Source organism: Neptunitalea lumnitzerae, from assembly GCF_027924185.1.
GTDB lineage: Bacteria > Bacteroidota > Bacteroidia > Flavobacteriales > Flavobacteriaceae > Neptunitalea > Neptunitalea lumnitzerae.
Genome location: NZ_BRVO01000001.1, coordinates 87,766 through 111,837, shown reverse-complemented (window position 1 = coordinate 111,837; position 24,072 = coordinate 87,766). Strand labels below are relative to the sequence as shown.

19 protein-coding genes are annotated in these 24,072 nt (G+C 32.3%); 16 read left to right on the top strand and 3 right to left on the bottom strand.

Annotation, left to right across the window (positions count from 1 at the left end):
* The first annotated feature begins 132 nt into the window (after positions 1–132).
* The 10 genes from Y10_RS00435 to Y10_RS00390 all read left to right on the top strand — a co-directional run bounded on the left by Y10_RS00435 (position 133) and on the right by Y10_RS00390 (position 11,106).
* Positions 133–663: a hypothetical protein gene (locus Y10_RS00435; protein WP_281763384.1), complete on the top strand. Its 531-nt coding sequence runs from the start codon at positions 133–135 to the stop codon at positions 661–663.
* A 119-nt stretch (positions 664–782) separates the two neighbouring features.
* Positions 783–1,028: a hypothetical protein gene (locus Y10_RS00430; protein ID WP_281763383.1), complete on the top strand. Its 246-nt coding sequence runs from the start codon at positions 783–785 to the stop codon at positions 1,026–1,028.
* 178 nt (positions 1,029–1,206) lie between these two features.
* Positions 1,207–1,878, top strand: coding sequence for a porin family protein (locus Y10_RS00425; protein ID WP_281763382.1), 672 nt, complete (start codon positions 1,207–1,209; stop codon positions 1,876–1,878).
* A 19-nt stretch (positions 1,879–1,897) separates the two neighbouring features.
* On the top strand, positions 1,898–2,362 hold the full coding sequence (locus Y10_RS00420) for a DUF2059 domain-containing protein (protein WP_281763381.1): 465 nt from the start codon (positions 1,898–1,900) through the stop codon (positions 2,360–2,362).
* 119 nt (positions 2,363–2,481) lie between these two features.
* The gene (locus tag Y10_RS00415; protein WP_281763380.1) at positions 2,482–4,710 is read left to right on the top strand and encodes a TonB-dependent receptor; all 2,229 of its coding nucleotides are present in this window, start codon (positions 2,482–2,484) and stop codon (positions 4,708–4,710) included.
* Between the two features lie 198 nt (positions 4,711–4,908).
* Positions 4,909–6,798 (top strand): DUF3604 domain-containing protein, encoded by a 1,890-nt coding sequence (locus Y10_RS00410; RefSeq protein WP_281763379.1) that lies wholly within the window; start codon positions 4,909–4,911, stop codon positions 6,796–6,798.
* Entirely contained in the window at positions 6,799–7,662 is an 864-nt protein-coding gene (locus Y10_RS00405) for a peptidylprolyl isomerase (protein ID WP_281763378.1), read from the top strand.
* Positions 7,659–8,645 carry a HupE/UreJ family protein gene (locus Y10_RS00400; RefSeq protein ID WP_281763377.1) on the top strand — a complete coding sequence of 329 codons (987 nt, stop codon included), beginning with the start codon at positions 7,659–7,661 and terminating at the stop codon, positions 8,643–8,645. The genes Y10_RS00405 and Y10_RS00400 overlap by 4 nt, the downstream gene beginning before the upstream one ends.
* A 213-nt stretch (positions 8,646–8,858) precedes the next feature.
* Positions 8,859–9,914 carry a hypothetical protein gene (locus tag Y10_RS00395; protein ID WP_281763376.1) on the top strand — a complete coding sequence of 352 codons (1,056 nt, stop codon included), beginning with the start codon at positions 8,859–8,861 and terminating at the stop codon, positions 9,912–9,914.
* A gap of 7 nt (positions 9,915–9,921) precedes the next feature.
* On the top strand, positions 9,922–11,106 hold the full coding sequence (locus Y10_RS00390) for a BamA/TamA family outer membrane protein (RefSeq protein WP_281763375.1): 1,185 nt from the start codon (positions 9,922–9,924) through the stop codon (positions 11,104–11,106).
* 4 nt (positions 11,107–11,110) lie between these two features.
* Here Y10_RS00390 and Y10_RS00385 read toward each other — a convergent pair whose 3' ends face one another.
* Both Y10_RS00385 and Y10_RS00380 read right to left on the bottom strand, forming a co-directional pair.
* Positions 11,111–11,494 (bottom strand): DUF1428 domain-containing protein, encoded by a 384-nt coding sequence (locus Y10_RS00385; RefSeq protein WP_281763374.1) that lies wholly within the window; start codon positions 11,492–11,494, stop codon positions 11,111–11,113.
* A 124-nt stretch (positions 11,495–11,618) separates the two neighbouring features.
* Complete coding sequence (locus tag Y10_RS00380) at positions 11,619–11,810, bottom strand: hypothetical protein (RefSeq protein WP_281763373.1); 192 nt, start codon at positions 11,808–11,810, stop codon at positions 11,619–11,621.
* A 774-nt stretch (positions 11,811–12,584) separates the two neighbouring features.
* Between Y10_RS00380 and Y10_RS00375 the strand changes: the two genes are divergently transcribed.
* From Y10_RS00375 to Y10_RS00360, 4 genes are read left to right on the top strand one after another with little or no spacing between them, the layout of a single operon-like run.
* Entirely contained in the window at positions 12,585–13,529 is a 945-nt protein-coding gene (locus Y10_RS00375; RefSeq protein WP_281763372.1) for a DUF2911 domain-containing protein, read from the top strand.
* 4 nt (positions 13,530–13,533) lie between these two features.
* A complete protein-coding gene (locus tag Y10_RS00370) occupies positions 13,534–13,875 on the top strand; it encodes a hypothetical protein (RefSeq protein ID WP_281763371.1) in 342 nt (113 codons plus the stop codon).
* Positions 13,876–13,887: 12 nt separating this feature from the next.
* Entirely contained in the window at positions 13,888–15,045 is a 1,158-nt protein-coding gene (grrM, locus tag Y10_RS00365) for a cyclophane-forming radical SAM/SPASM peptide maturase GrrM/OscB (RefSeq protein ID WP_281763370.1), read from the top strand.
* Positions 15,046–15,066: 21 nt separating this feature from the next.
* Entirely contained in the window at positions 15,067–15,858 is a 792-nt protein-coding gene (locus tag Y10_RS00360) for a hypothetical protein (protein ID WP_281763369.1), read from the top strand.
* Positions 15,859–15,926: 68 nt separating this feature from the next.
* Here Y10_RS00360 and Y10_RS00355 read toward each other — a convergent pair whose 3' ends face one another.
* Positions 15,927–17,039, bottom strand: coding sequence for a hypothetical protein (locus tag Y10_RS00355; RefSeq protein ID WP_281763368.1), 1,113 nt, complete (start codon positions 17,037–17,039; stop codon positions 15,927–15,929).
* A gap of 128 nt (positions 17,040–17,167) precedes the next feature.
* On the opposite strand from Y10_RS00355, the gene Y10_RS00350 reads away from it, so the two are divergent.
* Positions 17,168–20,479, top strand: a complete 3,312-nt coding sequence (locus tag Y10_RS00350; RefSeq protein ID WP_281763367.1) for a helicase-related protein — start codon at positions 17,168–17,170, stop codon at positions 20,477–20,479.
* On the top strand, positions 20,479–24,072 hold the full coding sequence (locus Y10_RS00345) for an Eco57I restriction-modification methylase domain-containing protein (RefSeq protein ID WP_281763366.1): 3,594 nt from the start codon (positions 20,479–20,481) through the stop codon (positions 24,070–24,072). The genes Y10_RS00350 and Y10_RS00345 overlap by 1 nt, the downstream gene beginning before the upstream one ends.

Below are 24,072 nucleotides of genomic sequence, written 5' to 3'. Positions count from 1 at the left end.
AATTTGTTTACAAGCTTGTATTAGTGGCTTCTTAAAAAGGGTTAAAGGAATATGAAAATTAGGGAATATGAATAAAAAACAATAGTTTAGATTTTATATAGATAAATAGTAAACCCCAAATTTTCCTAAATAATGAAAAAAATCTTACTGCTTTTTGCAGTTGTTATATGTATAACAAGCTGTGATGTAATAGATGATTTAACCCAATTTAATATGGACTTTGAAGAGGAAGTGGTAATACCAGCTTCTTCGGTAGTTAATTTGCCATTTACCATCAATACTCCGCAGATGACTACCAATTCTGAGTCAACTTTTGAGGTTAATGATACAAGAAAAGACCTTGTTGAAGAAATTAAGTTAACCAAATTAACGTTAACGCTTACCAACCCGGTTGATGGTAATTTTAATTTTTTAACAGATATTGAAGTGTTTATTGCTGCAGATGGTCTTGCGGATATGAAAATAGCCTGGAAAGAAAACATAGCTAATGATGGTACCGTGTTTTTAGAATTGGATACAACCAATGAAGATATTAAGGAGTATATTAAAAAAGATGAGTTTAGTCTACAACTTACAACTACTACTGATGAGTTAATATCTTCTGACCATTACATTACTGTAAACTCTACCTTTTTTGTAGATGCTAAAATTCTTGGTGTATAATAGGACAATGATTATTTGTTTATAATTAATCTAATTATAAATGATTGGTTAATAGTGTTTTAAGATTGTTTTTGAGTGCTCTTTTGTGTATTTTAAATGAAAATATAAAAAGTAGCGTTATGGAAATTAAATTAGCAGAATGTTGTGGTAACTGTGAACATCATGTAAACGGGCAGTTGTGTAGCGTACAAGAAATAGTTACTAGTGAAAATCAGGTGTGTAATGCGTATGAGTTTAGAGCGGTATTACATAGAGATTCAGATTGTTTGAAATGTTCTAAATTTCAAACAGATAATTGTGCACATCCTAAGAAGGCAAGCGAAGGAATGCTTTGTACGGTTTGGAACCCCAGAGTAGCCTCGTAAGTATATAAGAAAATAAGAGTAATACCCCGAAATATTGTTTCGGGGTTTTTTATGTGTAATTTTTATGGGGAGTTTTTATGAAGTTCCTAATTTTTAACAGTGGTGTAGTTTATTCTTACAGAATGATTATTTTTACGTTTAACCAACCAAAATAATTACTAACTAACTACTTAACTTCATGAAAAAAATACTACTTAACATTTGCGCTTTTTTCGGACTATTTTCAACATTAACCCTCCAAGCCCAAGACGGTTTAGATTTCGGATTTACTGCAGGTGGTAATTATGCTACTTATAAGTATGTGGGCGACAGAGATATTTATGCTGATTATGATGGTGGTTTTGGTTTTTATGCAGGTGCTTTTGTAAGTGTGCCTGTAGGGGTAAAGCTAAGTTTTGCTCCAGAGCTTTTATTTTCTTACCAAACAGCAAGTGCCGATGGTGATGTAAATGATTTATTAGACTTATTAGATTATCAAATACCTATTACAATTAATGGTGAAGTAAATGTGCAAGCTACAGAAATGATAGTTGCTGCCCCTTTAATGTTTCGCCTAAAACTGAGCAGGTTTGATGTAGCTATTGGTCCACAGATATCCTATGCTCTTGATAGGTCTATGGATGCCACCGCAGCTATTGAAGGAATGGATATTAACTTAGATGGTGTAGATGTAGAAGATTTTTACGAGGAAGAGGATAGGGATAAGTTGGGTTTAAACTTAAACCTTGATGCAGGTTTCTATTTGACTAAAAAACTAAAATTAGGTGCCCGTTATAGCTATGGTGTATTGATTAGAGACGAGTTAAAATCGTCTGTAGTACAATTAGGTTTAACATACGGATTATTATAAAGGAAGAAAATAACCCAGCATGAAAAAAGTTTTTTTACTACTATTTATTATTGTTACTCTTCAAGGGGTATGCGCTCAAAATGAAGAAAGCGCGGTCGCCTATGAGGCTAAAGTACATGAGCTCTTAAAAGTTGGAGGAACCGAAGCTGTTTTTAAAGCGAGTATAGAGAATATTTTTGCAATGTATGAACAGCAGAATTCTGGTAACGATAGTGTATTAAAACTGCTGGAAGCGGTAAAAGATGATCTGAGAAACCAACCGTTAGAAGATTTGGTAGCCATGTTAACCCCTGTTTATAAGAAGCATTTTACCATGGAAGACTTAGACCAATTGATTGCTTTTTATAATTCTGATATTGGAAAAAAACTTGTGGAAAAAACACCTATGATTATGCAAGAATCATCACAGATTGGCCAGTTATGGGGGCGTAAATTAGCTACAGAAATAGCAGATAAAATAAAAGCTGCTACTGAAGAGAAGTAGACAAAGGTTTTTTAAATTTTACCTTTTGTTTCCTTATTTAAAAAAGTTAAAAAGCTTCTTTTATTAATCTTAAATTAAGATTAATCTTACTTTTGGTTCAAAAGAAAAAAATCAGTCTTATGAACCATCTCTATTTCAAACTACTTATGGTGGTAGGTGTATTGTTAGTACCATCTACACTCTTAGCGCAACTTTTTACTGGGGTTGTTACCAACAGCAAAAGAAATCCTTTAGCTAATGTATATGTTCTAAATCTGGAAAAGAATACACATGCACATACCAATGAAGAAGGTGTGTTTGAGCTAAACAATGTACAGATAGGTGATACACTTCAATTTGTATTAATGGGGTATACAGAGCAAAAATTGGTAGTTTCTTCTCTTGATAAACTTGTAGTAGTAGTAAAGGAAAAAGATATTGAGCTAGCTGAGGTTACTATTGGTAATAAGATAAATGCATTGCGTTTAATTACCGATATAGATATACAAATGAATCCGGTAAATTCTTCGCAAGATGTGCTTAGAAAAGTACCAGGACTTTTTATTGGTCAGCATGCAGGTGGGGGTAAATCGGAACAGATGTTTTTAAGAGGATTTGACTTAGACCACGGAACCGATATTGCTATAACCGTAGATGATATGCCAGTAAATATGGTTTCACATGCTCATGGGCAGGGATATGCAGATTTGCATTTTGTGATTCCGGAAACCATTGATAATATTGATTTTGGAAAAGGACCATATTATGCAGATAAAGGTAATTTTAGTACAGCAGCTTATGTAAACTTTACAACTAAAAATCAATTACAAAACAGCAGTGTTAAGCTTGAGGGTGGTCAGTTTGATTCGTGGCGATTGTTAGGGATGTTTAATGTATTAAATACACATGATCATCATGCTTATGTAGCTACGGAGTATTTAGCCACTGATGGATATTTTGATAGTTCTCAAAACTTTAATAGAATCAACTTATTTGCAAAATATACAGGTGATATTACAGAGGAAGATAAATTACAAGTATTATTATCTCATTTTACGAGTAGTTGGGATGCTTCTGGACAAATACCGCAGCGTGCTGTAGATAGCGGACTTATTGGTAGGTTTGGAGCTATAGACGATACCGAAGGTGGACTTACTGACCGAACCAATTTGAGTATACGTTATGATAAGATTTTAGATGAACATTCTTTTATAAAAAATACCGTTTTTTATAGTCACTACGATTTTGAGTTGTATTCTAATTTTACTTTTTTCTTGGAGGACCCTATAAACGGTGATCAGATTAAACAAAAGGAAAGTAGAAATTTATATGGTTTACAAACCGAGTATAATCATTCTAAGGTATTTAATAATACACGCATCAATTGGCAGGCAGGTTTTAGTTTACGTAATGATGTAAGTACAGGTAATGAGTTGGCACATACAGTTAATAGATCAGAAACCTTGAATTATATACAACAAGGTGATATTAACGAAACTAATATGGGGGGCTATGTAAACGTAACTTTTGAAATGGGAAGATGGATCATTAATCCGTCGCTACGTGCCGATTATTTTAATTTTCAGTACAACGATTACTTGCAAACCAATTATGAAACGCAAGCGGTTTCAGAAAGTACGCTAAGCCCTAAACTAAATGTTTTCTATAACGCTACCGATAATTTTCAAGCTTATGTAAAGAGTGGTAAAGGTTTCCACTCTAACGATACAAGGGTGGTAGTGGTACAAGATGGAAAGAAAATTTTACCAAGTGCCTATGGTTTAGATGTAGGGTATATATGGAAACCTGTGCCCAATATATTTTTAAACATGGCATATTGGAATTTGTACTTAGACCAAGAGTTTGTATATGTTGGAGATGCTGGTGTTGTAGAGCCTAGTGGCAAAACCAGTAGACAAGGAGTAGATGTAAGCGTGCGATACCAGCCTGTAAAATGGTTATTTTGGAATATAGATGCAAACTATACAAAAGCACGAGCTATTGATGAACCTACGGGGGAAGATTACATACCGCTGGCTCCTGAATATACATTGGTTAGTGGCCTTAATGTAAAACACGATTCAGGTATGTATGGAGGGCTTAACCTAAGATATTTAGGAGATAGACCTGCAAATGAAGATAATTCTATAGTAGCAGATGGTTATACGGTTGTAGATTTTAATGTAGGATATACGTTTAAACAGTTCGATTTAGGTGTTCAAATACAGAATTTATTTGATGTAGATTGGAACGAAACGCAATTTGCAACAGAATCAAGATTGCAAAATGAAACTACTTCTGTAGAAGAAATACACTTTACACCAGGAACTCCATTTTTTGTAAAGGCTTATTGTGTATACCGTTTTTAGGTTTTTAAGTTAGTTGTATAAAAATAATTTAACATACTGATTTTTAGTTAAGTATATTTTTTTCGTATTTTTAGTAAGTAAATACAACTTTTATTTTAATACGATAAGGGTAGGCTTTAGTCACACCCCTTATTTACTGTTTTTTTGCAGCCTTTAGAGTACTAAAGATTGTTGCTATAACCTACTAAAAAAAATGTTATGAAAAAACTATTACTGGGTATGCTTGGCTTAGTTGTTCTTGTAAGCTGTGATACCAAAACTGAGAAAAAGCCAGAAGAAGTAACGGCTACTGAAGTAAAGGAATCTAAAGTAGACTCGTTTCCTGAGAAAAAGGTATTTTGGGGAGATACACACAATCATACGGGTAATTCGTTTGACGTGTTTTTATTTGGTACACCAAATTCTACTCCTGAAATTGCCTATAAATTTGCCAGAGGGGAAGAGGTAGAAAGTCCTACTACAGGCAAACCTTGGAAACTGTCTAAGCCATTGGATTTTCTGGTGGTAGCAGATCACGCAGAACTATTAGGGTCTATCCCTTTAATGTATCAGGATGTGCCTGGTATTTCAGATACCAAAACAGGAAAGACTTTTTTAGATATAGCACCTAATAAGTCGGAGAAGAATCTTCAAAAAATCTATGATATTTTAAATTACGCTGCATTTGATCAACCAAATGAAGCAAATTTAACCGCGAAAGATTTAGTAAATGATATTGGTGGAGAAAAAGTAATGCAAGCTTGGCATAGGTATATAGAAACAGCAGAACGTTATAACGATCCTGGTAAGTTTACTACATTAATAGGCTGGGAGTGGTCTTCTAACAATAGAGGGGCAAACCTTCACCGTGTTGTATTTATGCCGCAGGGTGGCGATGTTGCTAAACAGTTTATACCTTACAGTGCCTTGGATAGTGATAACCCAGAAGATTTATGGAATTGGTTAGAAGCTACAAGTAAAAAAACGGGAGCTGAATTTGTGGCAATACCTCACAACCCTAATATAAGTTTAGGACTTATGTTTGCTGAAACTCGTTTAAACGGACAGCCCATAGATAGAGCATATGCTGCGCAACGTATGAAATGGGAACGTTCCGTAGAGATTACGCAAATAAAAGGAGATTCTGAGGCACACCCTATTTTGTCACCAAATGATGAGTTTGCAGATTTTGAAACGTACGATTTTGCCTTAACTCCAGATGGAGCCCGTCCTAAACCAACAAAAGCTGATTATGTGCGTTCGGGTTTAAAAGTTGGTTTAGAGTTAGAAGAAAAAATAGGATTAAACCCTTATAAGATTGGATTTGTTGGTAGTACCGATGCACATACAGGAATGTCTGCCATAGAAGAGAATAATTTTGCTGGGAAAGGTCAACACGATTCTGAACCTTCTAAAAGATCACATCCTACAGGTATCGGTTCTTCTAAAGGTTGGGATATGGGAGCAGCCGGATGGGTTGGTGTTTGGGCAGAGAGTAATACCCGCCAAAGTATTGTAGATGCTTTTCAAAGAAAAGAAGTTTACGCTACTACCGGACCTCGTATAACGCTTCGTGTATTTGGAAGTTTTCAGTTTACAAAAGAAGATTTAGGAGCTCATATGGTAACAAACGGGTATAGCAAAGGTGTACCAATGGGAGGAGATTTATATAAGCCAACCAACGGAGCAGCTCCTGGATTTTTAATTTCAGCAATTAAAGACCCTGATGGAGCTAATTTAGATAGAATTCAAGTGGTAAAAGGCTGGGTGAATGATAAAGGAGTAGCAGAAGAAAAAATATATGATGTAGCCTTATCAGGGGGTAGAACCGATGGAAAAACGAAAGTAGGAAATACGGTTGATCTTAAAACAGGAAAGTACACCAACACAATTGGTGCTCCTGAACTTAGTGTATTTTGGACAGATCCTGATTTTAATGCAAATCAGAATGCTTTTTATTACGTACGTACTTTAGAAATTCCTACTCCTAGGTATTCTCTTTTAGATGCTATTGAACTTGGGATTGATTATAAAGAAACAGGGCATGAACCTACCATTCAAGAAAGAGTTTACAGTTCCCCTATCTATTATAATTCAATAAAAAAATAAATGAAGAAACTTTTAAAAGAACCGCTGGTTCATTTTTTTCTGATAGGTGCTGTTTTGTTTGTAGTGTATGGCTTGGTAAATGAGCGTAGTAACAATGAAGATATAATTGTAGATAAAGAGGACGTTGCACACATGGCAGAGCTTTGGCAGTTGCAATGGCATAGACCACCAACTGCTGAAGAGTTACAAGGATTAATAGATAGGTATGTAGAGCAGGAAGTGCTGTACCGTGAGGCTTTAAAATTAAACTTAGATCATAACGATGAAATTGTAAAAAGAAGGCTTGCTCAGAAAATGGAATTTCTGGGGAATGATTTGTCTACCATGGTTGCACCTGCTACAGAAGAAAATGTTTTGGCTTTTTACGAAAAACATAAAGACAATTACCAGTCAGATTATGTATATAGCTTTAAACAAATCATTTTTACAGGAGATCATCATCAAAACCCGATGGTAGCAGCTAAGAACATTTTAAAAGAAAAAGAAAACCTTACCGCAGAGCAACTAAAAGAAGCAGGGGATGCATTTCCTCTTAATTTTGAATTTACCAATGTTGATAGTTTTTATATTAATCGAGAATTGGGAGATGGTGTAGCTGAACAACTAAAAACGCTTGAGACAGGGCGTTGGGATGGCCCTATAGTTTCAGGATTTGGAGTTCATTTGGTGTATATAGAAAAGCAGATAAAACCAAAAATTCAGCCTTTTGAGGATGTTCGAGAAAAGGTTACTGCCGATTATGAATATCAAATGGAAAACGATGGTAAAGAAGCTATTTTAAATGAGCTTAAGAAAAAGTATCATGTAATTATAAAGTCAGAAGCTATTGCTTCTAAAGAACTGGCACAAAACAAAACAGAATGAAGTGGTATCTAATAGTTGGTGTGGTATTTTTATTTGCTGTAAAACTTCAAGCACACGAGATTAGGCCAGCATATTTACAAATAACCCAAGCTACCGAAAATGAATACGACGTGGTTTGGAAAGTACCCGGCAATGGAGATTATATTTTAAAAATATATCCGGAGTTTGATAATGGTTTTACGTTATCACAAAGTCAATTGGCTAAGCCCGTAGCAGGAGCATTTTTAAATAGATTTGTATTAACTGGAGAGAAGCCGCTTTCTGGTACCAACTTAAAAATTGTGAATCTGAATAAAACAATGGTAGATGTGTTGGTGACTGTTTCTTATTTAAATGGTGAAAAATCAACCTTTGTATTGCATCCAGATAAGGCTTCTACCGTGCTTGATGGTACTACTAGTAAATGGGGAGTAATAAAAGCCTATACGGTGTTGGGGGTAGAGCATATTTGGTTTGGGATAGATCACCTGCTTTTTGTATTAGCGCTTATTATTATAACCTCAGGGTTTAAGAAAATAGTAAAAACAATTACGGCATTTACTTTGGCTCATAGTATAACACTTAGTTTGGCAGTGTTAGGGTATGCAAATGTACCTGGGGCTCCTGTAGAAGCTGTTATTGCATTGAGTATTGTTTTTTTAGCTTTTGAAATGATTAAAATTGCCAACGGAGAAACTACGCTTACAGCTAAGAAGCCTTGGTTGGTAGCCTTTACTTTTGGGTTGTTGCATGGTTTTGGTTTTGCGGGAGCTTTGAGTAAAGTGGGGTTGCCAACAAATGAAATACCATTAGCGTTGGCATTTTTTAATATTGGAGTAGAGGTTGGGCAAATTGTATTTGTGTTATTGGTTTTAGTAGTATTACGTTTTATAGCCATAAAGAGAGATTGGCCTTTAGTACTTAAAAAAGCACCTGCGTATGCTATTGGTAGTGTAGCAGCCTTTTGGACGATAGAGCGTGTAATTGGGTTTTGGGGCTCGTAGTTCACGTTACTACAAAATTTTATAAAACAATATTTTATGATGGTAAACAGGTGCTGTTGTTACCTGGTAGAATGTTTAAGATATGGTTTCATAAGAACTGAAAAACATGGAGCTATACTACAGTGCAGCCAAAGCAAAGAGGGGTTGCCTTTAAATAAGAATTAAATATTTAATGAAACTTTGTGGGGTTGTCCTGAAGTGGGGTATTGTGCTATGAAAATCAGACTACTAATAACGTTAATAGCTATTCTGTTTAGTATGGCTATTGTAACTGCACAAGACAAACATCTTAGTGTAGAAGATTCCATTTATTTTAGTGAGCCTTATCCGTATGTGCTTCCTATTATGGGAGCTAAAGTGCATAGTGTTAAAATAAGACCTCCTCTACCTTTTGGTGTGATGGTTAATGCGTTAGCAGGTTACCAAAAATTGGCTTTAGATAATATGGCGGTGGGCTTTGGTAATTACACCAATGCTGGAAGTCCTACTATGATTGACATTAGTGATTTTGTTGTTTTTGATGAGACTAAAGCACAAACCAGCACTTATAATGTGAGGTTAGATGCATGGGTACTTCCTTTTTTAAATGTTTACGGCATTGTAGGGAAAACAAAGAAAGCAGATATCAATATTAATTTAGAGAAGCCTTTTCCGCTAAGCGTTAGTACAGAGGTTACAGGAACGTATGTTGGGTACGGAGCAATGCTTGCCGGAGCCGTGGGGCCAGTATTTGTATCGTTAGATGGTAACCAAACTTATAGTTATAATCCTAGGTTAGATAAGCCAGCTAAAATATCGTTGGCAGGACTAAGAACTGGTCCTGTTTTTAAATTCAATAGTAAACCTGAGATGAATGTGTCATTTTGGGTTGGAGCCATGTATAATCATTTTAATGGGGATACAGAGGGTTCTATTGGAGCTTTAGATTTGGCACCTGATGCTCCAGCGCATATCAATGAAATGCAAACTAGTTTAGACAATTGGTACAATAATTTAGGTACGGTAGATCAAATTAAGTATGCCATACCATACAATTTATTGGAAGAAGGCTTAACTCGTTTAGAAGACGATGTAGAAAATGGGTATATAAACTATGCCTTTACGAAGGCTATTGAACATCCTTGGAATATGGTAGTTGGCGGGCAATATCAATACAATTATCATTGGCAATTACGTGCCGAAATTCAGTTTTTGGGCGATAGAACAGCGGGATTATTCTCTTTAAATTATCGATTTGGAATTCGTGGAAAAAATTGGTTCTCTAAATAATCTACCTATGAAAAAATATATTTGTACCTCGGCTGTTTTGTGGTTGTTAATGTTTGCGTTTTGTTCAGAAGTAAATGCACAGGCAGATACTACTAAGTTGACCAAAAAAGAACTAAAGAAGAAGAAAAAAGAGCAAGCTATAAAAGATGGTAAACTTATAATAACCCCGCTAGCAGGGCCTGCTTATACACCTGAGCTTAAATTTACCTTGGGTGGAGGTGGAATTTTAAGTTGGAGAAACAGTAAGACCAATGATAGTTTACCCCGCTCTAGTATGCCTGTAATGTTGGCGTTTTCTACCACAGGAGCCACTACCTTAAGTTTTAGACCAACTACGTATTGGAATAATGATAAACTGCGTATTAATGGTGATTATTGGTTTAAAGCGATGCCTGATAATTATTGGGGTATTGGGTATGAAAATGGGTATAATATAAAACAATCTGACTCTACTACAGAATATTTTAGAACATGGTACCAAATACGTACCGATGTACTTTTTAAAGCTAAACCTAATTTTTATATAGGAGCCTATACAGATGTTAATTATACCAAAGGGAAAGATGAAACAGATATGATTAAGGCCGATGAAAATTATATTGGTTTTAATGACAGGCCTTTTAATGTAGGATTTGGGCCTGAGTTTATTTATGATAGTAGAGATGTGCCTGTAAACGCTTATAAAGGTTTGTATTTGAATTTTCTGGCTGCTTTTTATGATGATGTTTGGGGTAGTGATAATAGCTATCAGATGTATATACTGGATTACCGACAATACAAATCGGTTGGTAGTAGAAGTGGTCAAGTAATTGCTTGGCAAATGAAGAGTAGACTTGCTTTTGGAGAGTTACCTTATGGTGAAATGTCACAAATTGGAACTCCTATGGATTTAAGAGGGTATACTTGGGGGCGTTACCGAGATAAAAGTATGTTCTATTTTTTAGCAGAATACCGACATAAATTTCTGAAAGCCGATGGTACAGAAAGTAAGAGTGGAATGGTAGGTTGGATAGGTGCCGGTACTGTGTTTGACTTAGAAAGATCAGAGGCTTATAATAATCAAGCATTGTGGTTGCCTAACTATGGAATAGGGTATCGTTTAGAAGTGCAGCCTAGAATGAATGTGCGTATAGATTTTGGTATTGGTAGGGAAACAGCAGGTTTTTACTTTAATTTTAATGAAGCGTTTTAATATGTCAATCTTTTGAAATAAACGCTTTAAAGCCACCGTAAACCATTCTACTAGCATCAAAAATTAATTTATTAGGATTGGTAAGAGGAGTTACAAGTTGTGCTATTCTAGTATCTAATGGTACCATTTTATTTGCGTGGTTGCGAACCTCTTTAGATGGGAAAACAACCCAGCCAAAAATAACAGTTTCATACTCTTTAACCTCTAAAGTGGCGCTAAAGGACTTAACCCCTTCTAGTGTAAGGTCATCTTCTATATATTCAAAATAGGCAAGAGCTCCGTATTCTTTCCAAATCTCAGCAATCTTTTCGGCCGCCTGTTTGTACGCTTCTAAGTGTTTCTTTTCAATTGGGAAAACAAAGCCATCTATATAGTTGTTGGTGTCCATAATGTATCTTAATTACCTGATTTAAAGGTAGTAATAATTAATGAACGCAATGGGTTGTAGTATTAAATCATAAAGGCGAATCATAAACGATTCGCCTTTATGATTTAAAAATAAGATGTGGTTTTTAGTAAATTTTTTCAGCATCAATAGTGAAGCCGTCTCTTTCTTCGTCATAGTCGCTATCTCTACTTTTTAAATGCGCTATTGCGTTATGTATAGCCTCAAGTTTGCTTTCTGCGTAACCTACTCCAAATACATTTCTAAGGCAGCCATCAACCGTAAAAGTGGCTAATATAATAATTAGGTGTGTTCCCATGTGTTCACCTTGGTATTCATTTTTTTTTGTTTCAATTTTGTAATAATTGGATACCTTAGTTTTAAGAGTATTTACGGCATTGTCTTCTAATTGATCAAAGGGTATATCACCAAAATATATTTGATACCCTAAATCTGTAAAATTGCAAGTTTTCTTGTTGGCAATAGCAACAACAACGTTTATTTGAGCTTTTACTGCAGTAGTTCCAAGAAGTAATGTGAAGACATTTAAATAAGAAGTTTTTTCATTTTAATAAAGTTTAGTTTGTGCGTTTAAGTTTCAGGTACAAACCTAAAGATATAAGCATGTTACTTACTTCGGTATAAGCCTATTTTATAGTTGGGTTTTACCTAGTTGAGAAATAACAAATGAAGCCAAAAAACTAGCTAAACCCCAATTTACTCCAAAAAAAAAAGAGTAACCATTTCTGATTACTCTTGCTTAGTAGCGGGAACTGGACTCGAACCAGTGACCTTCGGGTTATGAGTTTGATATTTTGTCTCAATTTCCGCTACCAAACAAGGTTTTCAACAAAATCGTATACGAGATTGTGTACTCTGATTAACATTAATTTTCTATTTCAAAGATAAGAAAATATTGAACTATCTTAAATTTTAGGGTAAGCTAGCATCTAGGTTTTAAAACAGAATTAAATTTTATCTGATATAAGAGTTATCTTACGCTTATCACGGATGGTATAAAAATGCATAAAAAAAATTAGGTTTATAAGTTAAAGATAAATATATTTGAAAATGTAACTAATTGATTAACAGTATGAAAAAAGGTGTTTTAGTACTATTAATTCTTGCAATGTTTATTTCATGCAATAATCATGAGAAAATGGATAAAGGTGAAAATATTAAAGAAACTGTACAGCTAGAATCATATCCAGGTTTGGACATTCCAACTAAAAGTCAATTTAGTACAGTTTCTCAAAAACTAGGAGTTTCTAATGTTAGTATTGGATATTTTAGACCTAATGTGAATGATAGAAATGTTTGGGGAGAAGTTGTTGAATGGGACTCTGTTTGGAGAGCAGGTGCAGAAAGTTCAACCGTTTTTGAAATAGAAAAAGATGTTTATGTTGGTAAAAGTGAAAGTATTTTACCTAAAGGTAAGTATTCGTTTTTTATTATTCCAAAACAGAATACAGCTTGGGAGGTTGTTTTTAACAAAGATAATTCTCTTTATGGTACAAGTGGATATGATTCGAAAAAAGATGTTTTAAGACTTAAAGTGAACCCTGTATCTAGTTCTGAATTTTTTGAGACAATGACTTTTATGTTTGATGAAGTTAAAGATTTTGATTTGAATATTAAATTTGGATGGGCTGATAAAAGTTTTGAATTTCCCATTCGAATAGATGAGTCAACAGTTTGGGATGAATTTAATCAATATTTCAAAAGTAAATCAATTCCTGATAGTATAAAAAGTAAGTATTATTTGAAAGTAGCTAATTTTTGTGTTTTTACCAATGATACTTTAAAAGCCGAAGAGTGTTTAAGTTTGGTTGATAAATCGATAGATAAGAAACCTGATGATTTTAATGCTTATATAGTTAAAAGTGAATTATTAGCACTCTTGATGGATTATGAGTCTGCAGTAGTTTATGCCAAGAAAGCACATTCTATTGGATCAAAATCAAGAAAAATGCCTTTAGAAGTTGCTAATCATTTAGAAGAGAATATAACTAAATATCAAACATTAACTAAATTATAATATAATGAATTATAGGGGCATTTTTAGAAAGTTTTTATATGTATTAATTTCTTCATTATTCTTTGTTAGCTCAAAAATATTTGCTGATAAGAAGCATATAAATGATTTGGAAAGAAGGGTTGTTGATGTTAGAAGAAGTATGTATAATGATCTGAAAGGGAATGATTTTAAAAATATAAGTTTTGATGTAGAATCATTCTCTGAACGTTCCTCTTGGCCTAATTGGGGTAACTGGGGTAACTGGGGTAAATGGAATAATTGGAATAATTGGGCTAAATGGGCTAAATGGAATGATTGGAGTAATTGGCAAGACTTTAGTAATTGGCAAAAATTTAGCAATTACTAAATCTATAAAAGTATGATGAAATATGGACCATTAGATTTACTTATTGTTCAGGGATCTCCTTTTTGTAATATAAATTGCAAATATTGTTATCTGCCAGAGCGGAATAATACTAGTAAAATTTCTCTTGATACAATTTCAAAATTATTTGAGAGAATTGTGGAGTCTAAATTGCTTAGTAGTGAGTTTACAATAGTTTGGCACGCAGGGGAACCACTTGCACTACCATTAAAATATTACAAAGAGATTTTTAAAAAAATCGACGATTTAGTTCCTAGTAAAATAGGAGTAAATCATTCTTTTCAAACTAATGGAATTCTCATAAATGATGAGTGGTGTGATTTTATAAAGGAGAATAAAATTAGAATTGGTATTAGTGTTGATGGACCTGAATTTGTTCATGATAAATACAGATTGAAAAGAAATGGAACAGGTACACATAAAGAAGTAATGAGAGGAATTGGTTTTTTGAAAAAACATAAAATCGATTTTCATGCTATAGCTGTTATAACCAATTATTCGTTAGATTTTTCAAACGAAATTTTTTCTTTTTTTTTGGATAATGAAATCAAACGTGTGGGTTTTAATATTGAAGAGATAGAGGGGATTAATTTGGAATCTTCATTAAATAAAAGTGAAGAGAGCTCTAATAAACTTAGAAACTTTTGGATGAATATTTTGTTTCTTCAAAAAAAATTTAAGGGTAAAATAATTATTAGAGAGTTGGAATCGGCCTTTGCTAAAATTGTAGGTGATCCAAGTTTAATTTTAAATTCTTTTTTTTTAAGTCCTCCTGTTAGTCATTTATTAGTTCCTTATGGTATTATTAATGTTGATACTAACGGTGATTTTTCAACTTTTTCACCTGAGTTATTAGGTCAAAAATCTGAGGAATATAATGATTTTATAATAGGCAATGTTTGGGATAATAGTTTTGAGGAAGCACTAGGTTTAAAAACGTTTAAAGATTTGAAAGACGATATTGCTGCTGGAGTGAATTTATGTAAGAAAGAATGTAATTATTTTAATCTTTGTGGAGGAGGAGCTCCTTCAAATAAATACTATGAAAATGGAGGTTTTAAATCTACGGAAACTTTGTATTGTAAGAATACAATTCAAATTCCAATTGATGTAATTCTTGAAAATATAGAGGAGTTTTATCATAATAAATGATCTTAATTTTAATATATAAAGATGAATACAGAGATAATATTATTAGATTCTTCGGGTTTCAATAAGAGTACGAATCAGTGGAATGTTCCAATGCTTAAATTGAATGGAGTTAAGGTTATAGGATTGAATGTGAATGGTAAGGATGTTTCTTCAAGAGATTATAATATACTTGGAAATGTTATAACTTTTAATAAACATATAATAGATTCTTCAAGGGATGTGGCTCATCTTCTTGTTGAGATAAAACCTTCAAGTAAATTGATAAGCTTTTGGTTACCAGTAATACTTGCTATTATTGGTTTTTTCGGAACTATTAGTCAGCCTGTGTTAAATAAAATTGGAGTATTATACAAGAATAATGATGCGTATTTTCTTTTGGATAACGTAGAATTATCTTATGATACCGGAAATAACATTCAGTCTTCCAAATTGTCCATAAGCCCTGTTTTAGGAATGTTTCCATATGATAATGTAATTGATAAGGAAGATGCTCAAAATTGGAGGGTTTATGTAGCTTTGAATGAAGAACAAAATTTTACTGATTCAAATAAACAATGTTATTCCTACTTTTCAGGTCCATTTGATATAAGAGCAAATAGAAATACAAGATCCATTCACGTAAAGACTGATCCTTCTTTTACAGATATGATATTATCTAATCCAAAAAAGAGAATTCATGTTATTTATCTAAAAATTAAAAAAGGAATAAAATTTTCTAAAGAAATTTGCCTAGAAAATTATGTAGAAGGTGAGGACTATGTGATTTTTGAAGAATCTGTCTTTAAAATAAATGAAACTTTAAGTTTTAGGTGAAAATTGTGGTGTTAAAAATTAATTAAATTAGGTTTATTTTAACTGTTATATTTTGATATTTAGTTGATTTATATAGAATCCCTGTCAATATCCTTAAACAACTCATCTTCTTTTTCTATGAAAGGATCGTACCAATCTGCTTTATTAGAAATCCATTCTAACCAGTTTATTAATTTATTATCGTATGTATTACGTTCAATTGCATTTTGTCTTACAGCATTGATATAGTTTCTAAGATTTACAGATTTTTGCCACCTACTAGAGTTATTCAAAACATTTTTAAAGAGTTCTAGTTCGTTATTGATCTTTTCCTGATGGTCTTTAGCTTCTTTCCTCTCTTTTTCTTGTTCTTCATATCTTATTCTATTTCGTTCTCTATTTTCTATGTCTCCTTTTGCACGTGACTCTAGATATGCTATTATGTTAGGTATCTTATCTTCTAAAGTTTTGTTAGGAGTGTCTTGCCATTGGTAGTTGGGATATCCATCTAATCTTAAAGATAGAATGCCATTTGGGGCGTAATCATATTCGTTCCAATAACGTTCAGCCTTTTTTATAACTCGATTTCTATTCTCTTTTATGCAGATGTTATATTTTTCACCGTATACAATGGCTTTTGTTCCATTATCACTAGTGTATCGCTCATCAGTGAGTACTTTTATGTCATGTCCTCTTTGTCTAAAAACTTTTATTAGAGTGTCGGTAAAAATTAAAGCACGATTAATGAGTGCTTTTGATACATAAATATTAACTATTCCTTGAGAAGTGCAATATAAGTTTTCAACTCCGTTTCGAGATGAAGCTTTTGAGTTGAGTAAATCGTTCTTGGCTGCGGAAACAATCGGATCTGGTTTGATTAATTTCTTGCGATTAATATTAAAGGTAGTTTTGGTTTGTAATTCAATAGCTAATTGATCTATAGATTTTTTATGTAATGAAGTTGTATACTTTTTGAGTTCGATTTTTTCGCTTTCTAATTTATTTTCAGGCAATGCTATTTTTTCAACCCTTTTACCAAATTTTATCTTTTGCCAGTATCCATTTGGAGGTAGGGGAATATGAAAGTCTTTACATATTTTTTTGAAGTTAGTATTCGAAATATTTAAATCGGTTAGAATATGAGTGACAGGTGTTGACCAAATGAGATTGTAGAGCTCTAGTCTATCTATAGATGTAGTCATTGGAATTATTTATTTCAACTCTAGCTTTTTTGTGTATATTAAGCTTTAATTTTATGTAATATCATTTTAAATGTAATATAGCGTTAAGATTACTATTTTTGTGTTATTAAAAAAATCGTTTCAGATAAATGTCAACAAAGTTTTTCACTAATAAATCAAATAATAGTCTTTTAAAAAAATTCGAGGGAGTTTTTACAAATTTACCCAATATACATTATTTTGACGCATTAGTGGGGTATTTTAGAGCTACTGGTTACTTCAAGTTAAGACCTTATTTAGAAAATATACCTGAAATAAGAATCTTAGTAGGGATCAATGTGGATGTGATTTTAGAAAAATATCATTCTTTAGGTCAGCAATACATTGTAGATCCAAAGGAGGCTAAAGATCAATTTATTAAAAAGCTTAAGGAAGATATTCAGGGAGCGGAATACGAAAAAGATATTGAGGAGGGAATTTTACAATTTATTGTAGATATTTTAGATAAAAAGATAACTATAAAGGCTCATCCCGAAAAGAACCTTCATGCTAAAGTTTATATTTTTAGACCTAAGGATTTCAACCAATATTCAACAGGTAGTGTAATTACTGGATCTTCAAATCTAACGGAGTCTGGTTTGGGAAGTCGTCAAAAATCAAATTACGAGTTTAATGTTGAATTAAGGGACTATGACGATATTCGATTTGCCTCGGAAGAGTTTGAAATGTTGTGGGCTGAATCAATAGATATTTTACCAGTTGATGTTTCAGCTTTAAAAGAGGACACATTTCTAAATGAAAATTTCACACCTTTTGAATTGTATATCAAATTACTTATCGAGTATTTTGGTAAGAGAATAGAATATGATCCAACCAATATAGATATTCTTTTACCCGATAAATATATGAGATTAACATATCAGTCAGAAGCGGCAATTGAAGGTTTTGAAAAGTTAATGAAGTATAACGGTTTTTTTTTAGCAGATGTTGTAGGTTTAGGGAAAACTGTAATTGCTTCCATTATTGTTAAGAAGTTTATTTTTGAAAACGGATACCATTCAAAAGTCTTAATTATATATCCTCCGGCGCTAGAAGAGAATTGGAAAAATACTATTAAAGATTTTCATATTGATAATAATACATACTTTGTGTCAACTGGAAGTTTACACAAAGTATTAGAAGATAAATATTTAAATTATCCTAATCCAAACGAATACGATCTAATTGTAATTGATGAAGCTCATAAATTTAGAAATGACACATCTAATATGTATGAGAAACTACAAACCATTACTAAAACAGACAGAAGAATACCGGGATCAAATGGAGATACTCGAAAGAAAGTAATGTTACTTTCTGCTACACCGTTAAACAATCATCCTGCAGATATTGAGAATCAAATTTATCTATTTCAGGATAAAAGAAATGCGAATTTGCCAAGTGTGAAAGATTTACAAGCTTTTTTTCAACCTTTAAAAGAAGAGTATGATGATTTAAAATATGAAGAGATCTTAGATATTGAAAGAGTAAAAGCAATATTTGATAAAATTAGAGATAAAGTAGTAGAGCCTCTTGTCATTAGAAGGAGTAGAACAGATATCGAAAATAACGATGACTTCAGAAAAGATATAAACGAACAAGGAATTGTATTTCCTAAAATCAATCCACCTAACGAAGTTAAATATGAATTCGATGATGCACTAAGTATTTTGTTCGACAGAACAATTACTATGCTTACTTCAATGGATGAAAACAGAAATCTAATTGATGGTATTGGGTTTTATAGATATAGAGCTATAGAGTTCTTATTTAATGAAGAAGATAGAAAACGCTATGGTAACGTAGAAGATATTTCGAAAAGATTAGCTTCAATTATGAAAACGCTACTGGTAAAACGATTAGAAAGTAGTTTTTATGCATTTAAAAGGTCTCTATCAAGGCTTCATAGAAACACGAAACATATGATTAAGATGTTTGAAGATAATAAGGTATATGTTGCTCCAGATATTGATGTTAATAAATACTTAAATGAGGGTAGTGAAGAGGCATTAGAGGAAAGAATAAACGAGAAAGGAGGGAATAATCAAATATACACAGTCGCAGATTTTAAAGAAGGTTTTATTGATTTGTTGAAGGATGATGAAAGGAAAATCAATCAATTAGTTGAAGATTGGGAAAAAATCAATTACGACCCAAAATTGGAGAAGTTCATAGCTGATTTAAAATCTAAATTTCTAAATAAGAAAAACAATCATTCAGGAAAGTTAGTAGTGTTTTCTGAATCAAAGGAAACTATTGAATATATCAGCAATGTGTTGCAAGATATAGGTATAAATAAAATATTGACTATTAGTGCAGAAAATCGCAAGGATAAATTTCCAATTATTTTAGAAAATTTTGATGCTAATCAAGAAAAGGAAGATTGGAAAAATGATTATGATATTATATTTACTACCGAAGTATTGGCAGAGGGTGTAAACCTACACCGTTCAAATGTTATCGTTAACTATGATGTACCTTGGAACTCTACACGTTTAATGCAGCGTATTGGACGTGTTAATCGTATTGGAACAGAAGCGGAAGAGATACATGTATTTAATTTTTATCCTTCAGATAAATCAGATAATCAAATTAAATTAACCAATACTGCTATTAAAAAATTACAAGCATTTCACTCTGCATTTGGTGAGGACAGTCAAATCTATTCTCAATTAGAAGAGGTTGGAGAAGCTGGTCTATACGGCTCTAAGCTAAAAGAAGAGATTAATGAAACTTTATTATTTTTACAGGAATTAAGAGATTTTAAAAAGAAAAACATCAACAAGTTTAACGAAATAAAAAACATACCTAAAAAGTCACGGATTGCGCGTAGAACAAGTAGTGTAAATTCGTTTATCAATGTAGATAACGCATCCATTACTTATATAAAAAGTGAAGGTCACCCAGGTGTTTTCTATAAAACAGATGAAAACAATGTAGTTCACGAACTCACCTTTGTTAATGCGGCTAAAATTTTTAAAGCAACCACAAAAGAAAAAGCAGTAAAGCTACCAGAGTATCATCATAAACAAGTATCAAAAGCCCTAACGCATTTTAAAACGATAGCTAAAAACATCGAAACTAAAAATGTAACCAAGGCACAACTATCGGCTACCGAAAAGAAAGTAATAACACAATTAGAGTTTTTTATTGGTGTGGCCGAAAATGAATTTATAAAACATCAATTACAAAGAGCATTAGACGAAATTTATAAAGGTTCTCACAGACAACTACCTAACAAATTAAACAAGTTCTTTAAATCAAATACGGAAAACGACCCTCAAAAGGTTGTTGAGAATGTATTTAATGATGTATTAAAATCAATGAACTTTAGCGATACAGCAAGAATAAAACAACAAAGAGCTTCACTATTTAGTAAACCTCAAATTGTTATTTCAGAATCTTATATCGAAGCTAAATAATGGAAAGCACACTATATCAAATATTCAAAGAAAGTTATAATAGAGATTCATTTGAGAAGAATGTACTAACGCCTATTTTCAACAAATCTGTAAAAGATTATATAATTTACAATAAAGAAGGTGAACAAGAAGTAGAATTAACCGATACCGAAAAACGTACAGCTAAAAAAGTTGTTAAGTACGGTGAATTTAAAACACACGACAACCGAAAAATTGAATTGTATGAGGTAACCGTTGAAGACTTCAGACAAGTTAAAATTGCTCGTGTTGGTTTAGGCGCATTAGTAAAAAAACTAATTATTGGGAACAACGCAGTATTTGCAACTTTTAAATATGAAGATGTTACAGACAAACATTGGCGTTTTTCTTTTATAGCATACGATAGTTTTTTTGAAGATGGTCAAGTACAAACCAAAGAAACCAATCCTAAACGCTATACTTATGTGTTTGGTGATACAGAGGAAACCTACCGTACAGCAATAGACCGTTTTCAAGAATTAGATAGCAAGTTTCAAATAAAAGTTAAAGACATACAAGAGGCATTTGCAGTTGAGGCAATGTCTAAAGAGTTTTTCGATGAGTATAGAGAAACCCACTATGCTAAATTCGTAAAGTATCTTACTGGAGAAGAATTTCAGAAAAAAGCTGGCAAATATGAGTTAATTAAGGTTCAAAACCCATCCCCTTTTTTAGATTCAGTATTTGATGGTGATAAAAAGGATGCTCGTGACTTCTGTAAAAAGTTGTTAGGTCAAATAGTATTCTTATACTTTATTCAGAAAAAAGGTTGGTTAGGTGCTACTAACACGAATTATAAAGAAGGTAACGGAGATAAAAACTTCATTCAAAACTTTTACAGACAAGCAGGAGAAAATGATAACTTTTATCCGCTTTGGCTATCCAAGTTGTTTTATGATACCTTAAATCAAAAAAGAGATAATGACGATTTTGAAATGCCTGATGGCTCAATCGTTAAAATACCATATTTAAATGGTGGTTTATTTGAAAAAGAATCAGATAAGTTCGACTATTTAACATTTCCAAGTGAGTTGTTTACAGATTTATTTGAGTTTTTTAATCGCTTTAATTTCACGATTTACGAAAACAGTCCAGAGGAACATACCGTAGCTGTTGACCCTGAAATGTTAGGACACATTTTTGAAAACTTATTGGAAGATAATAAAGACAAAGGTGCTTTCTATACCCCAAAGGAAATTGTGCAATATATGACACAAGAATCCTTAATTGAGTATTTAGTAACACATATAGGAGATAATGCTAAAGACGGGATCAGTTTATTTGTAAAACAAAAAAACAAAGAATATTTAACTGAAGATCAACTTAAAAAGATAGACGGGTATTTAGATGATGTAAAAATTTGTGACCCTGCTATTGGCTCTGGAGCTTTCCCAATGGGTTTATTACAAGAGATATTTGCGTTAAAAGAACGAATTGCTTTCGATTTAGGCTTTAAAGTATGGAGTCCTGCTACTGTAAAAGAAAATATCATACAAAACTCTATTTATGGAGTAGACATAGAAAAAGGTGCGGTAGATATTGCACAATTACGCTTTTGGTTAAGCCTAATAGTTGATGAAGAAGAACCAAAACCACTACCTAATTTAGCCTATAAAATTGTAGTAGGTAATTCTTTAGTAAGCAAGTTTGGCGATGAAATAATTGAGATTGATTGGGAAGTAGACGAAGGAACACAGAGCAATTTATTTGGTAATCCTTATCAAGAAGAAATACAAAAGTTATTAAAACAAATTTCAGAAAAACAAAAAGAATATTTTTCGGCAAACAATAATAATAAAACAACATTGTCTAAAGAAATACGCTTATTAAAATTAGAAATTTTAAGCAAGCAGTTAGAGTTGATGATAACAACAAATGGATTTGAAAAAATTGGTACACATAGACTTTCAAAGGCACAAACTGAACGTTGGTTAGAAACCGAAGGATGGAAGCGAACTTTGCAGAAAATAAATACCTTAAAAATCAATAACAAACCATTTGAACATTTTGACTGGAGGTTAGATTTTCCTGAAATATTAAACCCTATTGTGAATGAAAATACAGGCTTTGATATAATAATTGGAAACCCACCCTACATTAAAGAAGCTACAAAGAAAAGTGCATTTGACGGTTTTAGAAATTCTAAATATTATCAAGGTAAAATGGATATTTGGTATGGTTTTGCTTGCGAGAGTTTAGATTTATTAAAAGAAAAAGGCGTTGAATGTTTTATTGCTACTAATAATTGGATTACTAATGATGGAGCTTCAATCTTAAGAAAAAAAGTCTTATTAGAAACAGAAATATTAAAGTTCGTTGATTTTAATGATTATAAAGTTTTTAAATCTGCTGGAATACAAACAATGATTATGGTTTTAAAAAACAATCCCGTATCCATACAGAAAACTTTATTTAAGAAACTGAAAAACTCAAGAATAAGTAATACTGATTTAGTTGCTTTTTTAAGTAATTTAAAAACAACTAAAGATTTTGATGTTTTTTATTCTAATATAAATGTAGATGAAAATCAGGATAATACAATTTCATTTTTAGATGAAGAGGTTTCACGTGTTTTAAGTTTAATTAATGATAAATCGAATTTTAAGCTTGTATCTGAAGAAGTGTTATCAGGAATTGATATACCACAAGATTTTTTAAATAAAAAGAATAAAGAAAAATTGGGTGAAGGATTTGAAGTTGGTATGGGAGTCTTTGTTTTGAGTGATTATGAAGCAAATAATTTAAACCTAAATGAGACAGAATGGGAAATATTAAAACCATATTATACCACATCTGAACTTATAAGATATTATGGAGACAAACAGAACAAGTATTGGATAATTTATACTGATAGCTCATATAAAGACCCTTCAAGCTTGAATAATATGCCTAATTTAAAGAAACATTTAGATTCTTTACAAGAAATTATAACTTCTGAAAATAAACCTTATGGCTTAAACAGAGCAAGAAAAGATGGAGTATCCTTTATAGGAGAAAAGATTGTTGTTAAAAGAAAATGTCCTGATAGCCCTACTTTTACTTATACCAATTTTGACACTTATTTTAACAGGACATTTATGCAAATAGTAACGGAAAGAATCGATAATAAATTCCTTTGTTCTATCTTAAATTCAAATCTTGTAAAGTTTTTTCTTTTTTTTAAAGGCAAAATGCAAGGCACAAATTATCAGTTGGATAAGTCGCCGTTATTAGAAATTCCTTTAATTATTACAGATGAAGTTGATAAGTTTAAGATACTTGTAGATTATATAATTTTTCTAATATCTAATAAAGGTACTGGTTCAAAATTGATGTCTATCTATTTTGAGCAAATAATAGATGGGATGGTTTATGAATTATACTTCCCTGAATTACTTAAAGAAAATAAACGCACTATAATTGAACATTTAGGAGATTTGCCAGCATTTAGCAACTCTATGTCTAATTCTCATAAAGAAGAAATTGTAGAGTCAGTTTTTAAACGTTTAGATGATAAAGACCACCCTGTAAGAAACAACCTCTTTTATATGCGTAATATAGAAGAAATTGCTGTTATAGAAGGTTTAAAGGAATAA

Bases quoted from the DNA above. Each gene is read 5' to 3' on its own strand.
- Y10_RS00355 (WP_281763368.1), bottom strand. From the start codon at position 17,039: ATGACTACATCTATAGATAGACTAGAGCTCTACAATCTCATTTGGTCA.
- Y10_RS00375 (WP_281763372.1), top strand. From the start codon at position 12,585: ATGAAAAAAGGTGTTTTAGTACTATTAATTCTTGCAATGTTTATTTCA.
- Y10_RS00395 (WP_281763376.1), top strand. From the start codon at position 8,859: ATGAAAATCAGACTACTAATAACGTTAATAGCTATTCTGTTTAGTATG.
- Y10_RS00430 (WP_281763383.1), top strand. From the start codon at position 783: ATGGAAATTAAATTAGCAGAATGTTGTGGTAACTGTGAACATCATGTA.
- Y10_RS00400 (WP_281763377.1), top strand. From the start codon at position 7,659: ATGAAGTGGTATCTAATAGTTGGTGTGGTATTTTTATTTGCTGTAAAA.
- Y10_RS00405 (WP_281763378.1), top strand. From the start codon at position 6,799: ATGAAGAAACTTTTAAAAGAACCGCTGGTTCATTTTTTTCTGATAGGT.
- Y10_RS00415 (WP_281763380.1), top strand. From the start codon at position 2,482: ATGAACCATCTCTATTTCAAACTACTTATGGTGGTAGGTGTATTGTTA.
- Y10_RS00380 (WP_281763373.1), bottom strand. From the start codon at position 11,810: ATGGGAACACACCTAATTATTATATTAGCCACTTTTACGGTTGATGGC.
- Y10_RS00385 (WP_281763374.1), bottom strand. From the start codon at position 11,494: ATGGACACCAACAACTATATAGATGGCTTTGTTTTCCCAATTGAAAAG.
- Y10_RS00410 (WP_281763379.1), top strand. From the start codon at position 4,909: ATGAAAAAACTATTACTGGGTATGCTTGGCTTAGTTGTTCTTGTAAGC.
- Y10_RS00425 (WP_281763382.1), top strand. From the start codon at position 1,207: ATGAAAAAAATACTACTTAACATTTGCGCTTTTTTCGGACTATTTTCA.
- grrM (WP_281763370.1), top strand. From the start codon at position 13,888: ATGATGAAATATGGACCATTAGATTTACTTATTGTTCAGGGATCTCCT.
- Y10_RS00350 (WP_281763367.1), top strand. From the start codon at position 17,168: ATGTCAACAAAGTTTTTCACTAATAAATCAAATAATAGTCTTTTAAAA.
- Y10_RS00435 (WP_281763384.1), top strand. From the start codon at position 133: ATGAAAAAAATCTTACTGCTTTTTGCAGTTGTTATATGTATAACAAGC.
- Y10_RS00370 (WP_281763371.1), top strand. From the start codon at position 13,534: ATGAATTATAGGGGCATTTTTAGAAAGTTTTTATATGTATTAATTTCT.
- Y10_RS00390 (WP_281763375.1), top strand. From the start codon at position 9,922: ATGAAAAAATATATTTGTACCTCGGCTGTTTTGTGGTTGTTAATGTTT.
- Y10_RS00420 (WP_281763381.1), top strand. From the start codon at position 1,898: ATGAAAAAAGTTTTTTTACTACTATTTATTATTGTTACTCTTCAAGGG.
- Y10_RS00360 (WP_281763369.1), top strand. From the start codon at position 15,067: ATGAATACAGAGATAATATTATTAGATTCTTCGGGTTTCAATAAGAGT.
- Y10_RS00345 (WP_281763366.1), top strand. From the start codon at position 20,479: ATGGAAAGCACACTATATCAAATATTCAAAGAAAGTTATAATAGAGAT.